11 protein-coding genes are annotated in these 20,689 nt (G+C 68.0%); 2 read left to right on the top strand and 9 right to left on the bottom strand.

The window, feature by feature from the left end; genetic code table 11:
- Positions 1–129 precede the first annotated feature (129 nt).
- Entirely contained in the window at positions 130–1,446 is a 1,317-nt protein-coding gene (locus IRT45_RS17710; RefSeq protein ID WP_194806954.1) for an MATE family efflux transporter, read from the top strand.
- Here IRT45_RS17710 and IRT45_RS17705 read toward each other — a convergent pair.
- From IRT45_RS17705 to IRT45_RS17685, 5 genes are all read right to left on the bottom strand, one after another.
- Positions 1,433–1,843 (bottom strand): hypothetical protein, encoded by a 411-nt coding sequence (locus tag IRT45_RS17705; protein ID WP_194806953.1) that lies wholly within the window; start codon positions 1,841–1,843, stop codon positions 1,433–1,435. The genes IRT45_RS17710 and IRT45_RS17705 overlap by 14 nt on opposite strands.
- 302 nt (positions 1,844–2,145) lie before the next feature.
- Complete coding sequence (locus tag IRT45_RS17700) at positions 2,146–3,168, bottom strand: LLM class flavin-dependent oxidoreductase (protein WP_194806952.1); 1,023 nt, start codon at positions 3,166–3,168, stop codon at positions 2,146–2,148.
- Positions 3,165–3,989, bottom strand: coding sequence for a DUF1684 domain-containing protein (locus IRT45_RS17695; RefSeq protein WP_194806951.1), 825 nt, complete (start codon positions 3,987–3,989; stop codon positions 3,165–3,167). Before IRT45_RS17695 ends, IRT45_RS17700 begins: the two co-directional genes overlap by 4 nt.
- Positions 3,990–4,661: 672 nt before the next feature.
- Entirely contained in the window at positions 4,662–5,846 is a 1,185-nt protein-coding gene (locus tag IRT45_RS17690; protein WP_194806950.1) for an NAD(P)/FAD-dependent oxidoreductase, read from the bottom strand.
- Between the two features lie 385 nt (positions 5,847–6,231).
- A complete protein-coding gene (locus tag IRT45_RS17685) occupies positions 6,232–7,608 on the bottom strand; it encodes a lipase family protein (protein WP_309241028.1) in 1,377 nt (458 codons plus the stop codon).
- 1,183 nt (positions 7,609–8,791) lie between these two features.
- On the opposite strand from IRT45_RS17685, the gene IRT45_RS17680 reads away from it, so the two are divergent.
- Positions 8,792–10,063, top strand: coding sequence for an MFS transporter (locus IRT45_RS17680; RefSeq protein ID WP_309241027.1), 1,272 nt, complete (start codon positions 8,792–8,794; stop codon positions 10,061–10,063).
- Positions 10,064–10,163: 100 nt separating this feature from the next.
- Here the strand turns inward: IRT45_RS17680 and IRT45_RS17675 are convergent, their stop codons facing one another.
- From IRT45_RS17675 to IRT45_RS17660, 4 genes are all read right to left on the bottom strand, one after another.
- A complete protein-coding gene (locus IRT45_RS17675) occupies positions 10,164–11,684 on the bottom strand; it encodes an MFS transporter (RefSeq protein ID WP_194806947.1) in 1,521 nt (506 codons plus the stop codon).
- 61 nt (positions 11,685–11,745) lie between these two features.
- Complete coding sequence (locus tag IRT45_RS17670; RefSeq protein ID WP_194806946.1) at positions 11,746–12,423, bottom strand: hypothetical protein; 678 nt, start codon at positions 12,421–12,423, stop codon at positions 11,746–11,748.
- Between the two features lie 33 nt (positions 12,424–12,456).
- The gene (locus tag IRT45_RS17665) at positions 12,457–13,878 is read right to left on the bottom strand and encodes a condensation domain-containing protein (protein ID WP_309241026.1); all 1,422 of its coding nucleotides are present in this window, start codon (positions 13,876–13,878) and stop codon (positions 12,457–12,459) included.
- A gap of 31 nt (positions 13,879–13,909) precedes the next feature.
- The gene (locus tag IRT45_RS17660) at positions 13,910–20,353 is read right to left on the bottom strand and encodes a type I polyketide synthase (RefSeq protein WP_194806945.1); all 6,444 of its coding nucleotides are present in this window, start codon (positions 20,351–20,353) and stop codon (positions 13,910–13,912) included.
- Between the last annotated feature and the right edge of the window lie 336 nt (positions 20,354–20,689).

Below are 20,689 nucleotides of genomic sequence, written 5' to 3'. Positions count from 1 at the left end.
CTGTCTTCCACGCCGCTGTCACCGGACTGACGCAGCGCTGACACGGTGCTTACACGGGATCGGGCGGGTGTAGCTCGGATTTCCGAACCACTGGAAGATCCTGTGCCGGAGCACTATTAGAGTCGCTCCATGGGGAGGAAACCGTGGATCGCGCGACTTCGTCAGGTGAGCGAATTGGCGGCGCCCGTCGTCCTTACCTCCGCGACGACGCTGGTGCTGGGCGTGACCGACACCGCGCTGCTGGGACACCAGTCGACAGCGGCGCTCGGCGTCGCCGCACTGGTCCTGCCGGTATGGATCTGCTGTACCGCGCTGGTGGTGCCCTGGGGGTCGGCCACCCAGATACTCGTCGCGCGCCGGCACGGCGGCGGGGACATCGAGGCGGTCCGGACCGTGGCTTCGACAGGGCTTTCGGGCGCCGCCGCGGTCGGTGTGACGGTCGCGGTGGCCGCGGCGGCGGCCGCGCCCGCGATCGTGGCGGTGACCGCGCCGGTGAGCACGGATCTGCGTGAAGCGACGGTCATGTTGTGGATTCTGTTGTGCGGGTTGCCGTTCACGGCCGTCACGGCTCATCTGCGTGGTGTACTCGCCGGCATCGGTGATACGAGATCCGGCGCCCGGGTCGCGGTGGCGGTGGCTGTGCTGAACCTGATGGTGTCGTGGCTCCTGATCTTCGGTGCGGGGTGGGGGCCGGCCGGGTCCGCGGCCGGTTCGACCACCGCCGTCGCGGCGGGCACGCTCGCACTGATTCCGCGTGTTCGCCGGGCCATCGGCCTCGCAACCGTCCGGAATCGCGTGAATCGCACGGTATTGCACGCGGTGACCGGGCTCGCCGTGCCGGATGTCGTCTTCGGAGTCGTCGGCTACGGAAGCGATGCGGTGGTCACGGCAGTGGTGGCGCGAGCGGGGACAGTGAGTCTGGCCGCGCACCGGGTGATGAGCCTGGCGGTATCGCTGGTGTGGATGCTCGTGTTCGGAATCGGTGTGGCGGTGGCGGTTCTGGCGGGTCAGTGCCTCGGCGCCGGCGACGACCGCGGCCGCCGCGCTGTCGTGCGGGCGGGCGCGGTGCTGATGGCCGGCGCCTCGGGCGCGGTCGCGCTGCTGCTCACCGCGCTGTCACCGGTGGTATTCCGGCTCGTCACCGGCGACGCCGCGGTGAGCGCGACCGGGCGCGAGGTGGTGTGGTCGTTGCCGATACTGGCGCCGGTCATGTCGATCGGCATGGTTTACGCCGCCCAGCTGCGCGCGGCCGGGAACACGAAAGCGGTCATGTCCGCGTCCGTGTTCTCGGTCGTCTGTGTCACCCTGCCCGCGGTGTGGATCGCGGCCGCAGTGCTGCACTGGGGGCTGCCGGGCGTCTATCTCGCGATCGTGGCGGGCTGGACCGCGCGCGCCGCGGCCACCCGCCGGCGATGGCGGGCATACACCGTCGTTACCCCAGCTTGAACACATTGGCCTTTCCGGAGACCACGGTGTCCTGAGGATCCACCAACGCCACCCGGACCTGCACGGTCTGGCCCTGCTGCAACTGTGCGGGCGACCCGTCGGGTCCGGTCAGCTCGACCACGGTGCTCTGCGTTTGACCATTGCAGATGACCTGCGGTTGCGTACCCATCGCGGACGGTGCGTCGGCGTTGGGATCGCCCACCATGACCTTGACCGCGGACGTGCCGGAATTGGCATCGCAGGTGTAGTCGACCCCGACATTGGCCGGCCCCACCCCTTTGATGTCGATGGTGTTGGCGGCGAGCGCTGGAGCGGCCGTCGACACGGCGGCCAGCCCCATCCCTGCCAGGGCGGTGACGACAAGAGCTGAGTTTCGGTAGTTCCGGCCGGTCATCATCGATCTCGTCCTCCTGGCTCGTAGTACGAACGGTGATACCGAATACGGTGGAACGCCGGGTGTCGTATCGCGGGTCGGTAGACGCGCCGACACCGTCATCGAGCAATGGTGTGGATACCCGGAAGCACACGTTCAAACTCGCGCCCCGATGGTTGCGGTGCGCGACGCCGCGGTCGGCAGAAGCGAGCTGGACCGTCTGAGGAGTCGGCGATCCGATCATCGCCGCTGCGGCTCACGCCCGGTCGCGGTGTCCGGGGTGTGGACCAGGCCCGGTTCGCCGAGCGGGGTCCTCTCCCGTCGACCTAGGCGAGTGCGGGTTTCCACCCCAGCTCCGGAGCGATCAGCTCCACCGTGTCGTGCAGGATCTGCTCGTAGTCCGCGCGATGGAATTCGTAGGGCAGCTCCAGACGCAGTTCGCCGGTCCGGGCGAGGACCGGATCGGCCCGCAGCTGTTCGAGAATCTGCTCGGCGGTGCCGACGACATCCGGGGCGAACAGCACCCGCCGCTCACCCTGCGGGCCGAGGGTGCGTTCGTGGCGGCCGGCGGCATAGGCGCGGTACCGCTCCCGGGTCGCGCGGTCGGCGCTGTCGAACGGGACGATCACCCGTCCGATCGCGACGCGCGCCGTTCGCGACGGATCGATGCGTTCGCGATAGTCGTCGATGAGCCCCAGTTGCGCGGTCACGAAATCGTCACTGCGGTCACCGAATACGATATTCCCGCTGAGCAGATTCAGTCCGTTCTCCGCCGCCCAGCGCACCGACCGGGTGCTTCCACCTCCGTACCAGACGCGGTCGGCCAGGCCGGGGCTGTGCGGCTGGAGCCGAGGGCGCTGGGTGTTGCCCGGCGAGTGGATGACGGTGTCGGCGTCGCCGAGGTAGCGGCCGCGCAGGTTGTCTATCAGGCGGGCCACCCGGCCGTAGGACAGGTCGAAGTTGCGCCAGTCGCCGTCGAACACGAGATCACCGATCAGGTCGGCATGCGGTGGCGTCCCCGCGCTGAAACCCGGCTGCAAACGCCCCCTGGACAGCACGTCGGCCAGTGACAAGTCCTCGGCCAGCCGGAACGGGCTCTCGTACCCGATCGGAATCACCGCCGCGCCCAATTCGACTCGGTTCGTCCGCTGGGCGGCCGCGGCCAGGAAGACCGCCGCCGAACCGACTCCGTGCTCGAGATGCCGCTGCCGGATCCATGCGCCGTCGAACCCGAGTCGCTCGCCGTATTCGAACAGTCGCAGCGTGTCCTCGAGGCCGGCGTACGGATCGTCGTCGAGATAGTTGCCCGGGGTCAGAAACGCCAGCGAAGCGATCCGCGGCGAGCTCATCCCTGACGCTCGTAGGGAATCTTCTCCCCCGCCTCGACCGCGATCGGCAGCCGGTTCTCCGCCGGTGGCAGCGGGCAGGTCGCCAGATCGGTGTACGCGCACGGCAGATTCACCGCACGGTTGAAGTCGAGCACCACCGTCCCGCCGGCATCCGGCGCCGGCACCTGCAGCACCCGATTCGCCGCGTAGGTGGTGACGCCGGACGTCGCGTCGGTGAACAACACCGACAGATCACCGGGGCTCTTTCCGGGAAAAGCCGTGAGGCGCAACGACTTACCGTCGACCTCGAATTCGATCTGCCCCGGCGCGTCGTAGACGTGCTCGAGTCCTTCCACCGCGGCGCCGACCGTCGTCGGCCGCGGCTCTTCGAAGGCCACATAGCGTCCGGTGACCGCCCACTTCGGGTCCGGCACGAACGCCGGAGTGCCGCGAAAAGCGGTGCGCAGCGGGGTGTTCGGATCGCGAGGGCGCACGATGTCATGGCCACCTCGCTTGGCGACCTCGATCACCGCATCTCCCCAGACCGCGTTCACGCCACCGCGCTCGGGGATGACGCCGAACCCGTAGCGGCCGCGCACCGGCTCGCCGTCGACGACCAGCTCTTCATGCTCGTTCAGCACGACCACCACGCCGTCGGCCCCGGTCGACCAAGCCCCGGGGGCATCGTTGAAGCGCTGCGGGTCCTCGGTGAGCCAGTGCAGACTCGTGATGGCGAGAAAGCCGTGCCGGTCGGACAGATGCGCTTCTTGCCGGCGATGCCATTCCTGCCACTCGGTGGTGAACGTGTCCGCGTCGGTGGGCGACGGTGCCGCTGTTGCCATGGTGTCGATGTAAGCGGATGCCTCGGTCCGCGCACAGGCTTCCGCTCAGCCCGAACACAATTCGAGTGTCGATCGGCGCGGTGATGATCATGTTGCGCAGCCGGTAGCCGGTTACGGGTGTGGGGCGCAGTCGGGGTCGGGTGAACTATTCGTGCAAACCTTCGCGGGATTGCGCGAAAACCGCAAATAACGGCGAGGCTTGCACGATTAGTACACCCTCCCGGCCGAACCACTCACCATTGGCGAAGACTCACGCCGATGGCCCCCTCTCGAGCACGGTGTCACCGACGCGGTGTCCCCAGCGGTGACATTCGCTTGGCGTCTGTCTCCGTCGGTTCGCCGACCGCCCTACAAGCCGGCGCCTTTCACTCCGGCGCCGACGTGATGTTCATCGTCGAGTTCCTGCACGCACGCGCCGCGATGCTCATCGCTTTCCCATCGAGGGCGCGCCCGACCGGTCCACCGTCGCCATACTCACCGGCGGCCGCTGACCCCTCCGATATGTCCGCACCCCTGCACCGGCAACTGCGGATACTGGCCCGCGACCACGGCACCTCCCAACGTCGGTATCGGGGGCTTACAGACCTGCGTGTCTCCTGCTGCACTGAAGGTTTCGGCCGCCATCCGTGTGCGGTCGCGGCAGGGAGCCGCGTACAGCCGCATGAACCGGTCCTAGTCAACCGGAACAGTGTGGTCGTGCCGTGCCTGCAGCTGCGCGGGCCGGTGCTTGCCGTCGGAGAACCAGTGGTGCGAGCCGGGTTTGCGGGCCTCGGTCGCCAGATGCTTGATCCCCGCTTCGCATGCGAATTCCTTGAGCTTCTTGCCCGCGAACCCGCCGAAGTACAGCCGCATGGCGGTCTCGTCCTTGTGACCGAGCTGATAGATCCCGGCGTCCCGGCCGAAGCTGAGGCACATGGCGGGGAAAGCGAGGTCGATCGCCGCGGGTTGCTCCCCCGCGATGCGGTGCAGGACGGTGTCGGCGGCGTGCGCGCCCAGGCAGTACGCCGTATAGGCGCTCATGCGGAACGGCAGATCCGAGGGTGCCGACGAATCACCCGCCGCGACGATGCGTTCGTCGTCGACGCTGGTCAGTGTCTCGTCGGTGAGCAGCCGCCCGGCGGCATCGACGCTCAGTCCGCTGCGAGCGGCCAGATCCGGTACGCCGAAGCCCGCCGCCCAGATCGTCACGGCACTGGCCAGGGTCCGGCCGTCGCCGAGGACCACCGCGTCTCGCCCGATCGCGGTGACGGTCGCGTCGGAACCTTCGACGACCTTCACACCAAGTTTCGCGAGGTACTTGTGCGCCGTGCGCCGCGCCTTGGGATGCAGATACGGACCGAGAACGCTGCCGCACACCAGGGTGACCGCGCGCCCTTGTCCGGCCAGCTCGGCCGCGGTCTCGATCCCGGTCGGGCCGCCTCCGATCACCGTCACCGCGGCCGACGAGGGCGTATCGAAGAGGGCCGAACGCAGCCGCTGCGCCGCCTCCAAAGTCGCTACCGGATAGGCGAATTCGGCCGCACCGGGCACCTGCGGCGCGGGGATGCCGCTACCCACCGCGTAGACCAGATAGTCGTAGCCGATGCTGTCACCGCCGGCCAGCTGCACCGTGCGCCCCGCCGCGTCGATCCGCGTCACGCTGTCGACGACCAGCCGCACCTTGTCGGACAGCACATGCGGGTAATCGACGACCGCATCGTGCGTCGCGCCCACCAACTGGTGCAACCGCAGCCGCGGAACGAAGACCTGGCGGGGATTGATCACGGTCACCCGCACATCGTCACGCTGCGTCAAGCGGTTGGCCGCCATCACACCGGCATATCCGCCACCGATCACGAGGACTTCGTTGTTCGTCATTGTCTTCCTCCATTTGCTGAGGGGGTCGGGCATAAGACGCCGCATCCCCCGCGCCTGTGACAGGCCGTGAGGTGGATCACGAAAACCCGGATCGGGTCGTGGTCGGCTGAACTAATCGTGCAAACCTCGGCGAAAAAGGCGGAAAAAAGACCGCACAAATGGGCGCGGTGTGCACGATTAGTGCGGCCTGGCTAGCCGCACGCCCACATCCTGCGTCGCATCCACCGCCCGTCTCGTCCTCGATATGCCGAGCCGAGGCGGCAGCAAGGTGTGCTGATGCCGGGCCGGCTGTCGCTACTCCGCCGGACCCATTTGTTGCCAGACCTCATTTGTTCACCACCAATCGGGGCCGACCGCTGCAACCGGCGCCGGCCGCCGACGGATGTCAGCGATCCTGGCTTGGACCCGAGGATCGGCTCGGAGGCGTCATTACTGCCCGTGCGGGTGGTGCGGAGGGTTTCTCGGCCGCGGGACCGTCACCGGGCGCGCTGCTCGAAGTGCTCGGCCCCGGTGCGGCATCCGGGCGCGGCGCCACTTCGCAGGCGTTCGGCGCCGGAACACCGGACAACCGTTCGCCCAGCCACTGCGTCGACCCGAGAAAGCCGTCGAGGTAGCCGAGGATATGTTCCCCGCCCACGATGCTCTTCATGGCCGGAACTCCCAGAGCGCACTGTTCGGCATAGAACGCCTCGGCCTTCGCGACCGGCATCCAGGGATCGTGCACGCCGTTGTAGACATAGATCGGCATGCCGGCCTTGCGGCCCTTCAGGCTCAATCGCCGGAACATCATGTCGGCGAATTCGGTGTGAAGCGGGTCGGCCATATTCGCCACGGCCGCATAGGGTACGAACACTCCGATGTCGGCCATGGTCGAACTGCACACATCCTTGAGCGGGGAAATGGCCGCCCACTGCGCCAGATGATTCATGCGGCTGAGGATTTCGGGATGTTCGCGGGCCAGCGCGAGCGTCACGGTCAGCATCAGTCCCGAGGCGTAGGTGCCGTCGAAGGTCTTCGCGAAGGATTCGTAGTCGACGGGCAGGCCGCCCATGGCGGCCCCGGCCAGGTGGGGAGTCAGTTCCGGAGCGTATTCGTGCGCGAGCATCGCGGCGGCGTAGCTGGCGATGGCCCCGCCGGAATAGCCGGTCATCGCGAAACGGCTCTCGCCGAACTCGTCCGGCTTCAGGTTGCGTACCGCGCGCACGGTGTCGAGCATGATGTGGCCGGCCACGGTCGGCTCGGCATAGGCCATCAAGGGCCCCTCGTGGTCCGGGATCACCACCGCATAGTTCTGGCTCGCCGCCCACATCGTCGCCGACGGGACGAAATCGTTGCCGGTACCGCCGGTCGTGATGTCGAAACCGTGGGAGAACACGTAACCGGGACTGCAGCGCCGGTTGAGCGCGTTGATCGGCGGCGCGTTCAACAGCACCGGCCGGCTCCCCGGCCCCGTCCACCGGCCGAAGGGCAACAGCAGCGTCGCGGTCCCGAAGGACGGCGCACCGGAGGAGTTCGTAGTCCGGAATTTCACCTGTATCGCCCGCTGAACCGGCGTGAGCACCGTCAGGAAGACCATCGGCACCCCCGGCCAGCTGACATCCCGCGATTCGATGACATCACCGGGTGCGTAATGCCCGAGATCCGCCGGTGCCTCGTCGAAGAACGGATCCCCCGTCGGACTGGATTGAATCGCCTTCCACAGCGCCTGCGGATCCGAAGACCCGCCCGGATCGGCGGCCGCAGACCCGATCCCGGGCAGCACCGACGTCGGCGCGGGAATGGTGTCGTCGAGCCATTTCTGAAACGCCGACGGACCCGGATCCTTCTGTGCGGCAGGGGGAATCGGTTCGGAGGACGCACCGTCCGGAGCACCGGCGGACGGCGCAGCAGGACTGGGTGCTGACGGCGCAGGTCGATCGGAGGTCGACGGCGCAGCGGGACCGGCTCCGGACGGAAGAGCAGGATCAGCGGCCGACCGCGAAGCAGGACCCGACCCGGACTGCACAGACCGATCGGCAGCTGGCGGCAAGGCCGGAACCGCCCCGGACGGCACAGCAGAATCAGCGGCCGACTGCGAAGCAGGACCCGACCCGGACTGCGCAGGCCGGTCGGCGGTTGATGGCGCAACCGGGCCGGACGCGGAAGGCGCGGCATGATCGGGGGCGGGTGGCTCGGCTGGACCGGGCATTGAGGGAACAGCCTGCTCGGGGATGGACGGTTCGCCGGGGACCGATGCCGACGGAGTCGTCGGGCCGGTAGTGGACGGCGCTTGGGTAGGCGACGGCGGGCCGGCGACCGCGGCGGCCTGCCCCAACCCCACTGCACACCCGATCGCCACCGTGACCGCGACGCTCCGCAGACATTTCACGACAACACACCCGCCCTGTCAGAGTTGTACTCGAACCGAAGGTCGTGCAGAAATGGAACAGTCCCGGCAAATCCGGCACACAAGGGCGCACGTCGGCAGCGGCCGACGCCGCACCGACTCCCGAAAGATACTCCCGGTCCAGGCGAAATCATCGGATCTGTTGCGGACACGCCCGGCACGTGTCCCTTCGACCCCGTCGCACGCAACACCGGTTGGCCTGCGCGGGGTCGAACAGATCGTGCACACCTCGGCGAAACTTCGCGATTTCCCGATGAGGCGACGCACTTTCCACGATTTGCTGCACCGCCGATCGCTGTCGCGGTCCTGACGCACGACTTCGGAAGGGGGAAGTCCGGCCGACGCCGCGTCCCTCCAGCGCCCATGCGGGCAGGAGCTCGCGTGCCGACAGCCACTCCTCGGGTATTCCGCGTATCGAACCTCGGGAGCCGACTCCCGTGTAGGCGGCCACGATTCCGCCGACGGTCGCGGCGGTGGTGTCCGCGTCGCCGCCCGATCACCGATCTCAGACAGGTTCGGCCACAATGGGCTCCACCACCGAGTGATCGGAGTCCGTCTGGTGACATGTGGCGCTGCCGAAACCGATCGGCTCTCACCCGACTTCTCTCGCCTGTGGCAGGCCTCGACCGTCAGTCAATTAGGCAGCGCCTTGGGCGCGGGCGCTCTCCCACTGGTCGCCATCCTCGTCGTGCACGCCTCGGCCCTGCAGGTCTCGCTGATGGCGGCGATCGCCGGATTTGCCAGTGCGGCAATCGCATTGCCGATGGGATCGTTCATCGAATTTCGTCGCAAACGCTCCATCATGATGCACGCCGACCTCGTCTCGTTCGCGGCCCTCGCCAGTGTTCCTCTGGCCGCATGCTTCGGTGCACTGACCTACGGGCAACTCTGCGTCGTACTCGCGCTGCAAACCCTGTGCGAAATGGTGTTCAACGCCGCCAGTGGGGCCTATGTCAAGGCCATCGTCGCCGAGCCGCAACGCGTGCGAGCCAACAGCCGGTTCGAATCGACCTTCTGGACCGCGTCCACCATCGGCGCTCCGATCGGCGGCGTTCTCATCACGACATTCGGCGCAACGATCACCGTGGCGCTCGACGCGGTCAGTTATCTGCTGTCCGCGTTCGGGATCCGGAGCATCGCAACCGTCGAACCGATACCAGCGCATGCCCCCACCGAGCACCAGTGGCGTCGTCAGATCCGCAGCGGATGGACTTATATCTTCGATCACCCCGTACTGCGCCGCCTGTTCTGGAACGGCATGCTCTTCGGCGGAGCGGTCACCCTCACCACCCCCTTGCTCGCCCTGCTCATGCTGCGCGAACTGCACTTCGCACCGTGGCAATACGGACTCGCTCTGGGACTGCCCTGCCTCGGCGGCCTGCTCGGATCCTTGTGCAGCCCAAGACTTGTGGCGCGATTCGATCAACGCGCGGTCCTCCTCGGCTCCGGTACGTTGCGTACCTGCTGGATGGGGCTACTCCTGATCGCAGGCCCCAGCGCACTGGGCCTCCTCGTCATCCTGACCGCCGAAACTCTCCTGCTCCTCTGCGCCGGAGTGTTCAACCCGGTCTTCGCCACGTACCGAATGAACTGCACCACCGACGATCACATGAGCCGCGTCCGCACGGCATGGTCGATCAGCGCGAAGAGCGTCCAGCCCGCGTTCATCGTCCTGGGAGGTCTCATCGCGGACGCGACCAGCCCACGGGTGGCGATCGGCTGCGCGACCGCAGCCCTGCTCGCCAGCTCGGCCCTCCTGCCCTGGCGGCAAACCGAGACAACGGCGCCACGCGACTCCGACGGAACCGCATCCGCACACTGCGCGGTGTAACAGCGGCACTGCGTCAAGGCACCTGCCGCACGACGCGTTTCGAGCCGGCAGCACGGTGTGCCGCCGGATACGAAGGCGGCCGACACGCACGCCACGAACCTCAGTGCTGCGCTCGCGGCAAGGCCAACGTCAGGGCACCCAATCCGAAGGACACCATGGCCAGAGCCACCATCATGGTGATCGCGCCGTCGAGGGTGTGGGAGCGGAAGAACAGGGTGGTCAGAACCGCCAAACCCAGTGCGTTGCCGATCTGTTCGATGGTCGGGACCACACCGGATGTCTCCGACATGCGGTCGGCGTTCAGGCCGGACAGCATGATCGGCTGGATTTGGACTGCGAAGATTCCTACTCCGAAACCGGCTGCGCAGACGGCGGGGGCGGCGATCAGGGGGTTGGCGATGCCGCTGGTCAGGTGGAGGTAGATGGCGCCGCCGCCCATGCAGCCGCCGTAGAGGGTGACGCCTGCGGCCAGGATCAGGATTCCCCACTGGCGCACCAGGAACAGGGAGGCGATCGCACCGGCTCCCGCGCCCAGCGCGAACAGCGTCATGACGATCGCGGTGTGCCAAGGCGTGTAGCCGAGGACGTCCTGCATGGTGATGGAGGCGGCGAAGACGAACGCGGTGAACAGGCCGAAGAAGAGGCAGACCAGCATGGAGCCGATGCGGAAGCCCTTGTCGGAGAACAGGTCCAGGCGCATCAGAGGGCTCGCTCCGCGGGACGAACGCCGGATCTGGTGGGCCACGAACAGGGCGCACACCACCACTCCGGCCAGGCCGAGGGCGATCGGCTGGGCTTGCCAGCCGTGTTGCTGGACCAGGGCCAGGGCGTAGACGACCAGGAGTAGGCCGACTCCGGACAGTGCCGCGCCGCCCAGGTCGAGGCGGTCGGGTGAACGCGGATGGCCTATACGCAGGTAACGCCAGGCGAGGGCGAAGGCGACCATGCCGATGGGTAGGTTGATCACAAAGACCGTGCGCCAGCCCCAGCCGCCGATGTCGAGGGTCAGCAGGGCGCCGCCCAGGATGGGTCCGAGCATGCCCGCGAAGCCGGCGACGCCACCGTACATAGCGAAGACCAGGGAGTGGCGTCCGCGAGGGAAGCTGGCGATCAGGATGGCGATGGTTTGGGCTGCCATGCCCGCCCCCGCCGCGCCTTGTACGACGCGGGCGACAACCAATTCGGTTGCCCCCGTGCACACTCCGCACCACACCGATGCGGCGGTGAACGCGACCACCGACGTGAGGAACATGGCGCGGCGACCGACGACGGCGCCGAGGCGGGCGGCGCTGAGCAGCGTGCAGGCGAAGGCGAGTGAATAGCCCGAGATCACCAGCAGTTCCGCCGAACGGGAGGCGCCGAGATCGGAGGTCATCCTCGGCAGGGCTGTGTTGACGATCGTCACGTCGATCATCTGCATGAACACCGCGATCAAACAGCCGGCGAAGGCCAGCCATGCCGCCGATTCGGAAGGCGACGAGTCAGCAAGCAGGACGCCATTTTCGGGCTCACCGAGCTTCCCCGGCTCGCCGATGCCATCAACTGTGCTGCCGACCACACGGTCTGCGACCACTGCTCGGTCGCCGCGCGCCGACCGTGTGCTGTCGGTCCCGCCCGTCATCGAGCCACCGCGCTCGCCCGGCGCATTGTGCCCAACGCCGGTCCGCTCCCGGTCATGCCCGTCATCCGACGAGCTCGATCACGCTGCGCGGCGCCGACAACGCCAGTTCGGTCGGAAAACTCGAGCGCACCAGACGATGGGGAGGTTCCACCTCGATATGCACCACGAACGGCGGCAGCAATCCGCCGATCATCTTGTCCAGCAACATGTTCACCTGCCCGAAGCTCGGCCGCAGGCGCACCTGGCGGCATTCGATCTCGCCCGCGCCGACTGCCACCACCGTGCGCTTGTCCACGCGGGCGACCAGGGGCCAATGAACCGAGAAGGCCAGCCACGTATCGATCGACTGCATCGCCCCCTCGGTGAGGTCGAGGCCGCGCAGCAGGGTCATGCCGCCGACGATCGGCATGATGTCGGCGGGGAACGGGGCTGGTGCGCCGCCGATCGGGAGGTGGACGGTGTCGATGAAATGCGCTTCCTCGCGGGAGACGACCACACCGTGAGCGCGGGTTTCGGCTCGGTAGTCCTCGGCGCGCAGGAATCCGCCGACCCGGCCGAAGCGCTGATCGATGGTCAGTTCCAGTTCGCCGTCGCCGCTCGACGCCTCGAGCAGCGTCCGGTAGCCGCCGTTCTCGTGGGTGACGACGCTGGTCAGCTCGAAACCCGAACTGCGGCCGTCGGTTCCGACCGTGTACCGGCATTTCTCACCGTCGGGTATGCCGGGGTCGCGAAAGAGCATGGGGCCTTCCGACACCACGAAACCTCCTGTAGTTCAATGCGTTTCCGCGCCGCGATCGATGATCGACGCGAAAACCGTGCGCATCGCCGCGATGTAGCGCTCGACCGATTCGTGGGCGACCGCGGTGTCGGGGTAGATGACGCTCAGTGTCGTCCCCGACGGCAGCCGGTTGACCCAGATCAGCGCCTCCTCCGAGGCGGCGCGGTTGGCGTAGACGCCGGCCGTCACCTCGTCGAAGAATTCGTGGCCGAGAAAGTCGCGGGCGTCGATGAACGAGATCATCGGTGTCACCCAGCCGGGTTCGGCCTTGATCTCGGAGTCGGCGGGCAGCAGTTCCAGCACCCGATGGAACGAGGTGGGCGCCAGGCGGAGCCCGTTCTCGTAGGCGCGCTGGGCCAGCTTCAGGGTGCGGGTGACGGGGGTGCCGGGGCCCAGCGGGAAGGCCACCGGCACCAGCGTCACGTACCAGCCGACCGAATTGCCCTCCGCCGCAGAGGTTCTGGTACTCACGGGAGTCATTCCGAAGTAGTAGTCGGAATCGGTGAGATCGCGTTCTGCTACAGCCGCGGCCGCGAAGACTCCGCCCACGAATTCCGCGTCGTTGGCCCGGCAGATCTCTTCGAAGGCCAGCGCCTGGTGTTCGTCGAGCAGGGTGACCGTGCGGTGGGCGCTGCGGTTGTAACCGTCCGAGCGCTTGCCGAGGTCGAGCGGAAACGACGGCAGCCGATTGTCGTTGCCGCGCAACAACTGTAACCACTTCTGCACGCCCGGCGAGGACAGCGTCAGCATATCGCTGTAGCCGCGCTCGGTGACGCAGTAGTCCAGATAGCTCGCCGCCGGTGGCAGCGGTTCGGCCTCGCCGCTCAGTTCGGACAGATACAGCTGTGCGAAATCGGACGCGGACAGGTACTGCCCGAGCCCGTCGGTGTGCAGGTGATCGACGGCGAGGTAGACCGTGGTCGCGTCACCGTGTTCGATGGCGCCGAAGGTGAAGCAATCCCACTGGAACGGATCGGGAGTCGTCTTCTCGACGTGCTGACGGATCGCGGCCGGATAGTCGATCCACCCGTAGTCGATCGGAATGAAGTCCACCACGTCCTCGGGCACCAGATGCCGCCGCACGGTGCCGTCGGCGCCGATGTCGAACCAGGTCCGGAAGGTGTCGTGACGCAACAGGAAGGTGTTGACGATCCGCGTCATCGCCTCCCGGTCCAGGCCACCGGTCGGGATCTGCGCGGTGGCCAGGCACAGTCCGGAGAAACGGAAGTCGGCGGCGGCGTGCCGATCCGCTTGGCGCAGATACTGTTCCTGTTGCAGCGACGGTGGCGCCGGATGCACCGGGGCGGTCCGGGCCCGCGCCACCGCTTCCGGTGACGCGCCCCAGGTGAGCATCCGCCCCGGCGGCGGTGACCATTCGTCGATGAGTCCGAAATCGACCACGGTTACACTACTCACTTCCACCGGCGGACAGCGAAACGGCGGGCCATCAGCTGACCCCCGCCATCTCCGCGACCGCACCGGCCGGCGCGTCGTGGCCGTTCGGCTCGGCCGCGGGCCGGGAGCCGTTCGGAGCGGCGCCGTCCACCGCCGCGGCCAGGGCCGCCGGATCCGGTTGGGCGCCACCGGGTTCGTGCGCCAGGATCAGTTCGGCCACCTTCGGCCCGGCCTGTTCCAGGCTGAACGAGCGGCCCATCTGCAGCGACATCAGGTCGATGCCGAGCGTCTTGGTGACCCGGGCGCCGAGTTCGACCGCCATCAGCGAATCCAGGCCGAGCTCCGGCACCGGAATCGTCATATCGATGGTGTCGACGTCCACGCCCATGACGACGGCCAGTTCACCGGCCATCAGCCGCGCGATATGCGGTCCGCGCTTGGATTCCTCCATCGCGGCCAGCTCCTCGCGCAGCCGGGCCAGCTCGGAGGTGTCCTTCGCCGAGGCCCGGGCCAGTGCGGCGGTGCGACCGGTGCGAGCCAGCTGCGGGAAGGTGCCGGTGAGTTTGGCCCAGTCGGTCGGGATGACCGCGACCCGGGTCGCGCCCAGGCGCAGGGTCTGCTCCAGGTAGGCGGTGGCGTCGCCCATATCGATCGGGCCGAATCCGACCAGGTCGAGATATTTCTCGGAGGTCTCGTTCGCCGCCATACCGCCGGCCCCGGAGAGGTGACCCCAGCCGACGCACAACGCCCGCTCGCCCGCGGCCGACCAGCGCAGCGCCAGCGATTCGACCGCGACATTGGCCGCGCAGTAACTGTATTGCCCGTAGATGCCGTACATCGATCCGCCCGAGGAGCACAGCACGAACATGTCGAGGTCGATGCCCGCCTCGGCGACGGCCCGGTGCACGATCCGCGCGCCCAGCACCTTCGGCAGATAGACCTGTTCGAGTTGGCCGCGTTCCATCTTGGCGAGGTTGTTGTCCGCGACCGCGCCCGCGGCGTGGAACACCCCGCGCAGCGGACGGTCCGCGGTGTGGATGCGCGCGACGGCATCGGCGACCGCGCCGGGGTCGGTCACGTCGAGCAGTTCCTCGACGATCTCGATCCCGATCGCGCGCCACGCCTCGAGCTGACGCCGCGCCTCCTCCGTGGTCGCGCCCCGCCGCCCGGCCAGCACCAGCCGACGCGCACCGCGCAAGGTCAGCCACCGGCCGATCGCCAGTCCGAAACCACCGAAGCCACCGGTGATCAGATACGTTGCGGTATCTTTGATTTCGACATCGGGCAGATACGGGCGCACCGGCGGTTCGGGTGCGTCCATGCGCAGCGCGATACGCGCCGGCCGCGAGGAGCGCAGCGTCTCCTCGAACGCCTTGCTCACGTCGGCGGTGTCGAACATGTGATACGGCAGGGGGCGGTAGGTGCCCTCGGTGACCTTCTCGAACACTCGTTGCAGCAGCGCCGCGAGCCGTTGTGGCTTCACCTTGACGAGGCGGTCCAGATCCATCGAGAAGTACGACAGATTCTTGTCGAAATTGGCCAGTTCCAGCAGCCCGCCGGTGTAGATGTCGGCCTTGCCGACCTCGACGATGCGGCCGAATTCGGCTGCGGCGTTGAAGTTCTGGCGCAGAATCTCACCGGGTGCGCTGCTGACGATCACATCCGCGCCCGCGCCACCGGTGATCGCGGCGACCTCGTCGACGAAGTTCAGCGAGCGTGAATTCACCGCGTAGTCCGCGCCCATCGCGAGCACGTGCGCGCGCCGCTCCGGGGTGCTGGCGGTGCCGATGATGGTGGCGCCGCGAGCCTTGGCCACCTGGATCGCGGCGGTGCCGACGCCACCGGCCGCGCCGTGCACGAGCACCGTCTCCCCCGGTTCCAGCCGGGCCAGATCCAGCAGGGCGTATTCGGCGGTGCCGAAGGCGATGATGCTGGTGCAGTGCCCGGGATCGGTGCCCTCGGGCAGGACGACCGCGAGCTGCCGGTCCACGACCGCGAAACGGCGCATCATGCCCTTGGCGGCCACACCGACCAGATCGCCCTCTTTCACGCCCTCGACGCCCGGGCCGATCCGCACCACGGTGCCGACACCCTCCATACCGGGCACGGTGCCGAAATACGTCGGTGCGAGCTCGCGTTCGCCGAGCAGCCCGATGACCTTCAGCGGATCCTTGTAGTTCAATCCGATGACCTGCATGCGGATCTCGATCTCGCCGGGGCCCGGCGCCACCCGCGGGCATTCCCGCCACGCCAGTGCCGACAGCAGCCGGGTACGCGGCATGTCGAGTTCGAAGTTGGCCTCCGGATCGGTCAGCGGCGCCGAGGTTTCCAAGGCTTCCAGGCGTTCGGGCAGCGGTTTGGCGATCACCGTCGCCCAGCGTTTACCGTCGCGCAGTAGCACCTCGTCGCTGTTGTCGAGGGAGAAGGCACCGGGCACCGCCAGCTCCGCCACGAGATCGGCGATCGGGGTGTCGGGTTCGGTGTCGACGAGCCGCCACCGCAGGGCGGTCTGCTCGTTGAGCAGCACGCGCCGGGCGCCGGCCAGCGCGGCCTGTCCGGTATCGGGCGGGACGGGACTGCCGGGCAGGGCGAGGGCCGATTCGGTGACCAGCGTGCAGTGCACCAGGCCGTCACCGAAAATCGTTTGCGGCGTGCCGTTTTCGCTGGGCGGTTCGACGAAGTCGGCGATCGCCACCGCGATGCGCTTGAGCGTCCACAAGTCGGCCACGTCGTCGGCGACCGCACCGGCCACCACACAGATGTGCAACCGCCGAGCCGGCTCGTCACGGGCCGCGCGCAACTGCTCGACGAGCTCGGACTCCAGTTCGGGGCCGGTCGAATCCACCACGTGCAGACGGGAATCCGCCAGCGCGGCCACCAACCGGTCGGCGCGGGCGGTCTCGCCCAGGCGGACCACCACGGTACGCACCGAGCCGGCCTCGGTCAGCGCGGCCGGATCGATCGGATCGCGTTCTTCGAAGGTCTCGGTGTAGTAGAAGTCGGCCATCCGGTGCAGCGGATCGTCGCCGGGCCGCAGCGCGCCGATCTGCAGGCCCGAGAGGCGGACGACCAATCGGTGGTCGGCGTCGAGCAGATCCACATCGGCACGCAGCCGAGCGTTCGGATCGCGCCGGGCGACCACCGTCACCGTCTCGGGCAAGGCCGCGAGCAACCGCACCGCGCCGACGCCGACCGGAACCATCACACCCTCGTCGATGCGTTCGTCGGCGAACAGCATGGCCGCACACTGCATGGCGGCGTCCACGACCGCCGGATGCGCCAGATGGCCGGAATCCGCGGCGATCGCGCCGTCGACGGTCGCCACCACCACATCCCGGCCGACGCGCACCGAGGTGACCCGCCGGAACGACGGCCCGTACTGCAGTCCGGCCGCGGCGAGGCCGGTGTAGAACATCGCGGGGTCGACGTCGATGCCGACCTCGATCTCCGGAACGGCGACCGTGGTCTGCTCGTGGCTGCCGGTGAGGGTGCGCCCGGAGGCGTGCACCGTCCACGCGGTGCCGGTGGCACTGCGCGAGCGGATGAGGAACCGGCCGCTGGCCTCCTCGATACTCAGCGCCACCAGCGGCACATCCGGGGCGCCCATGATCAGCGGCGCGACGAACCGAACGCCCTCCAGCGCGACCTGTTCCGAGCCGATCCGTGACTTGGTGGCACTCAGGGCCGCGTCCAGATACGCGGCGCCGGGCATGATCTTGATGCCATTGACCACGTGATCCGACAGCCACGGCAGCAATTCGGTGCCGACCTGCAGCAGCCATTCCGGCCGGCCTTCGACATCGGGATCGCCGAGCATGGCGTAGCCGCCGGGCGTGCCGAGGCGGGCCTGTTCGAACAGCGGCAGCGCGGAGTGCAGGCGGGTGCGCTGCCACGGATAGCGCGGCAGCGGCAGATGCGGGGTGGCCGGGCGGTCGGACGGGAACAGCAGATCGCGGTCGAGGACGCCCGCGGCGTGCAGGCCGATCAGGGTGCGGCGCAGACTGTCGGCGTCGGATTGTTCGCGGTCCAGCGTCGGCACCGTCGTTCCCTGCACATCGGCGCCGAGCAGGGCTTCGCGAATATTGCCCGAGAGCACCGGATGCGGGCCGACCTCGAGGAAGATCCGGTGACCCGCGCCGACCAGGGCGCCGACGGCATCGAAGAATCGGACCGGCTGCCGCACATTCGACCACCAGTAGGACGCGTCCCAATCGGCCTCGGAGACCCGCATACCGGTCACCGTCGAATACAGCGGCACGGTCGGCGTCTTCGGCGCGAGATCGGCCAGCACCGAACGCAATTCGGTCTCGATCGGTTCCATCAGGCGGCTGTGATAGGGCACCTCGACTCGCAGGCGACGCGCGAAAACTCCGTCCTCGGTGAGCTTTTCGGCCAGCAGGTCCAGCCGTTCGGCATCGCCGGAGAGGGTGACGGCGCTGGGACTGTTGACCGCCGCGATATCGATACCCGGCTCGTCGCCGATCAGTTCGAGGGCCTTGTCCTTCGGCAGCCCCACCGCGAGCATGCCGCCGGTACCTGCGGTGGTCGCCTGCAGGCGAGCGCGATGGTAGGCCACGCGCACGGCGTCGCGCAGCGACAGCATGCCGCTGACATACGCCGCCGACACCTCGCCCACACTGTGGCCCACGATGGCGGCCGGGGTGATGCCGTACTGCTCCAGCTCGCGCACGAGGCCGACCTGGACGAGGAAGTTGGCCGGTTGCGCGACTTCGGTACTGCTGACCCGCGATTCGTCCTCCGGCTTGCGCAGTTCGTCGACGATCGACCAGCCCGCGACGGCCTGGAACTCGGCATCGATCTCGGCCGCGGAGTCGGCGAACACGCCACCGGCCGCGAGCAGTTCCCGCCCCATGCGCCAGTGCTGGGGGCCCATTCCGGAGAACACGAACACCGGTTCGGGCGCACGCGAGACGATGGTGCGCGAGGCGTCGCGCCCCTCGCCCGCCGCGTAGCCGCGCAGCTCTCGCACCAGTTCCCCGGTGGAATCACCGATCAGCACGCCCGTGCGGAAGGCGTGGTGCGCCATCCGCGTCCATGCCGCCTCGGCGAGATGATCGGGGTCGGCGCCCGCGGTGATCAGATCGGCGAATCGTCCGGCCAGCGCTCGGGCCGCGGCCGTGCTGCGAGCCGAGATGGGCAGAATGCCGAGATGCCGATGCGGTCCGGCGGATTCCGGTGCGGGACCGACGTACTCCTGCAGAATCGCGTGCGCGTTGGTTCCGCCGTAGCCGAAACCGTTGACCGCCACCGACATCGGGCCGGCATCGGCGGGCAGTGGTTGCACCTCGGTCTGCACGTGCAGGCCCAGTTCCTCGAAGGGGATGTCGGGATTCTGCTTGTCCAGCCAGCCCTGCGGAGGCAGGGTGCGGTGCTTGATGGCGAGCGCGGCCTTGATCACGCCGGCGACTCCGGCGGCGGCCTCGGTGTGGCCGATCGTCGCCTTCACCGACCCCACGCCGACCGATTCGGCGCGTCCGGTGGGTGCGCCGAAAACCTTTCCGAGCGCGCGCAATTCGACCGGGTCGCCGACGAGGGTTCCGGTGCCGTGCGCCTCGAGGTAGGTGATCGACTGCGGCGCCAGGCCCGAACGTTCGCAGACGGTGCGGGCCAGCGCCTCCTGGGAGTCGACATTCGGCACCGTGATGGCGGTGGTGCGCCCGTCCTGATTCGAACCGGTGGCCTTGACCACCGCGTAGATGCGGTCGCCGTCGCGCACGGCGTCGTCGAGCTTCTTCAGCACCACCATGCCGGCGCCCTCGCCGCGGCCGTATCCGTCGGCGGAGGCGTCGAAGGATTTGCAGCGGCCGTCGGCGGCGAGGAAGCCGCCCTTGCACATCAGCACGAAGGTTTCCGGCTGCAGCATCACGTTCACGCCGCCCGCCAGGGCCACCCGGCAGTCGTCGTTGTCCAGGGCCTGGCAGGCCAGATGGAACGCGACCAGCGACGACGAGCAGGCGGTGTCGACGGTGAGCGCGGGCCCGACCAGATTGAGCGCGTAGGCGATTCGATTCGACAGCATCGTGTAGGACGCGCTCGCCGGGGTGTGCATATCGGTGTGGAACAGGGCCGGCCCGACCACGCCGATCACGGACTGGTCGACCACGAATCCGCCTACGTACACACCGACCGAGGAACCGGCCGCGCGCCCGGCCATCCCGGCGTCGTCGAGCGCCTCCCACGTGACCTCCAGCATGAGGCGTTGCTGCGGGTCCAGCACCGTCGCCTCGCGCGGGGAGATCCCGAAGAAGTCGGGGTCGAACTGCCACGGGTCGGCGGTCATGAAGGCGCCGCGCTTGGTGTAGCTGCGGCCCGGGGTGCGGGGTTCGGGGTCGTAGTACCTGCGGTAGTCCCATCGATCCGCCGGCATCTCGACCACGCCGTCGCGCTTGTCGACCACGAAGTCCCAGAATGTCTCGGGCGAGTCGATTCCGCCCGCGAATCGACAGCCGATACCCACAATTGCAATATCCGACACGAATATCCTCCGGTCTCGCGTTCAGAGCCCACCGGCTGGTCTCGGCGACTCACTCGTCTCTCTGCGGTCCTGGGCATTGACCGATGGCGCCCACGCTATTGACCGTGATCGGAGATGGAAGAGATTCACTCCACTTTTGGACCCTCCAACCAACCGCGTGGGGCGATTTTGTGAACCCGCCCAGCCGTCGTCCCGAAATGTTCCACGCCGACCGATCGGTCTCTGAAACCATTAGGACGCAACGATATTCGGTACAATTTCGGCGCTACAGCCTGGCCTGACAGCGGGCTTTGCTCACCGCTCACAAGACTGGCGCACCGCGATTATGATCCGTCG

Source organism: Nocardia sp. BSTN01, from assembly GCF_015354405.1.
Classification (GTDB): domain Bacteria; phylum Actinomycetota; class Actinomycetes; order Mycobacteriales; family Mycobacteriaceae; genus Nocardia.
The sequence above is the reverse complement of the archived record's forward strand: the minus strand, read 5'-3'. Positions and strand labels throughout refer to the sequence as shown.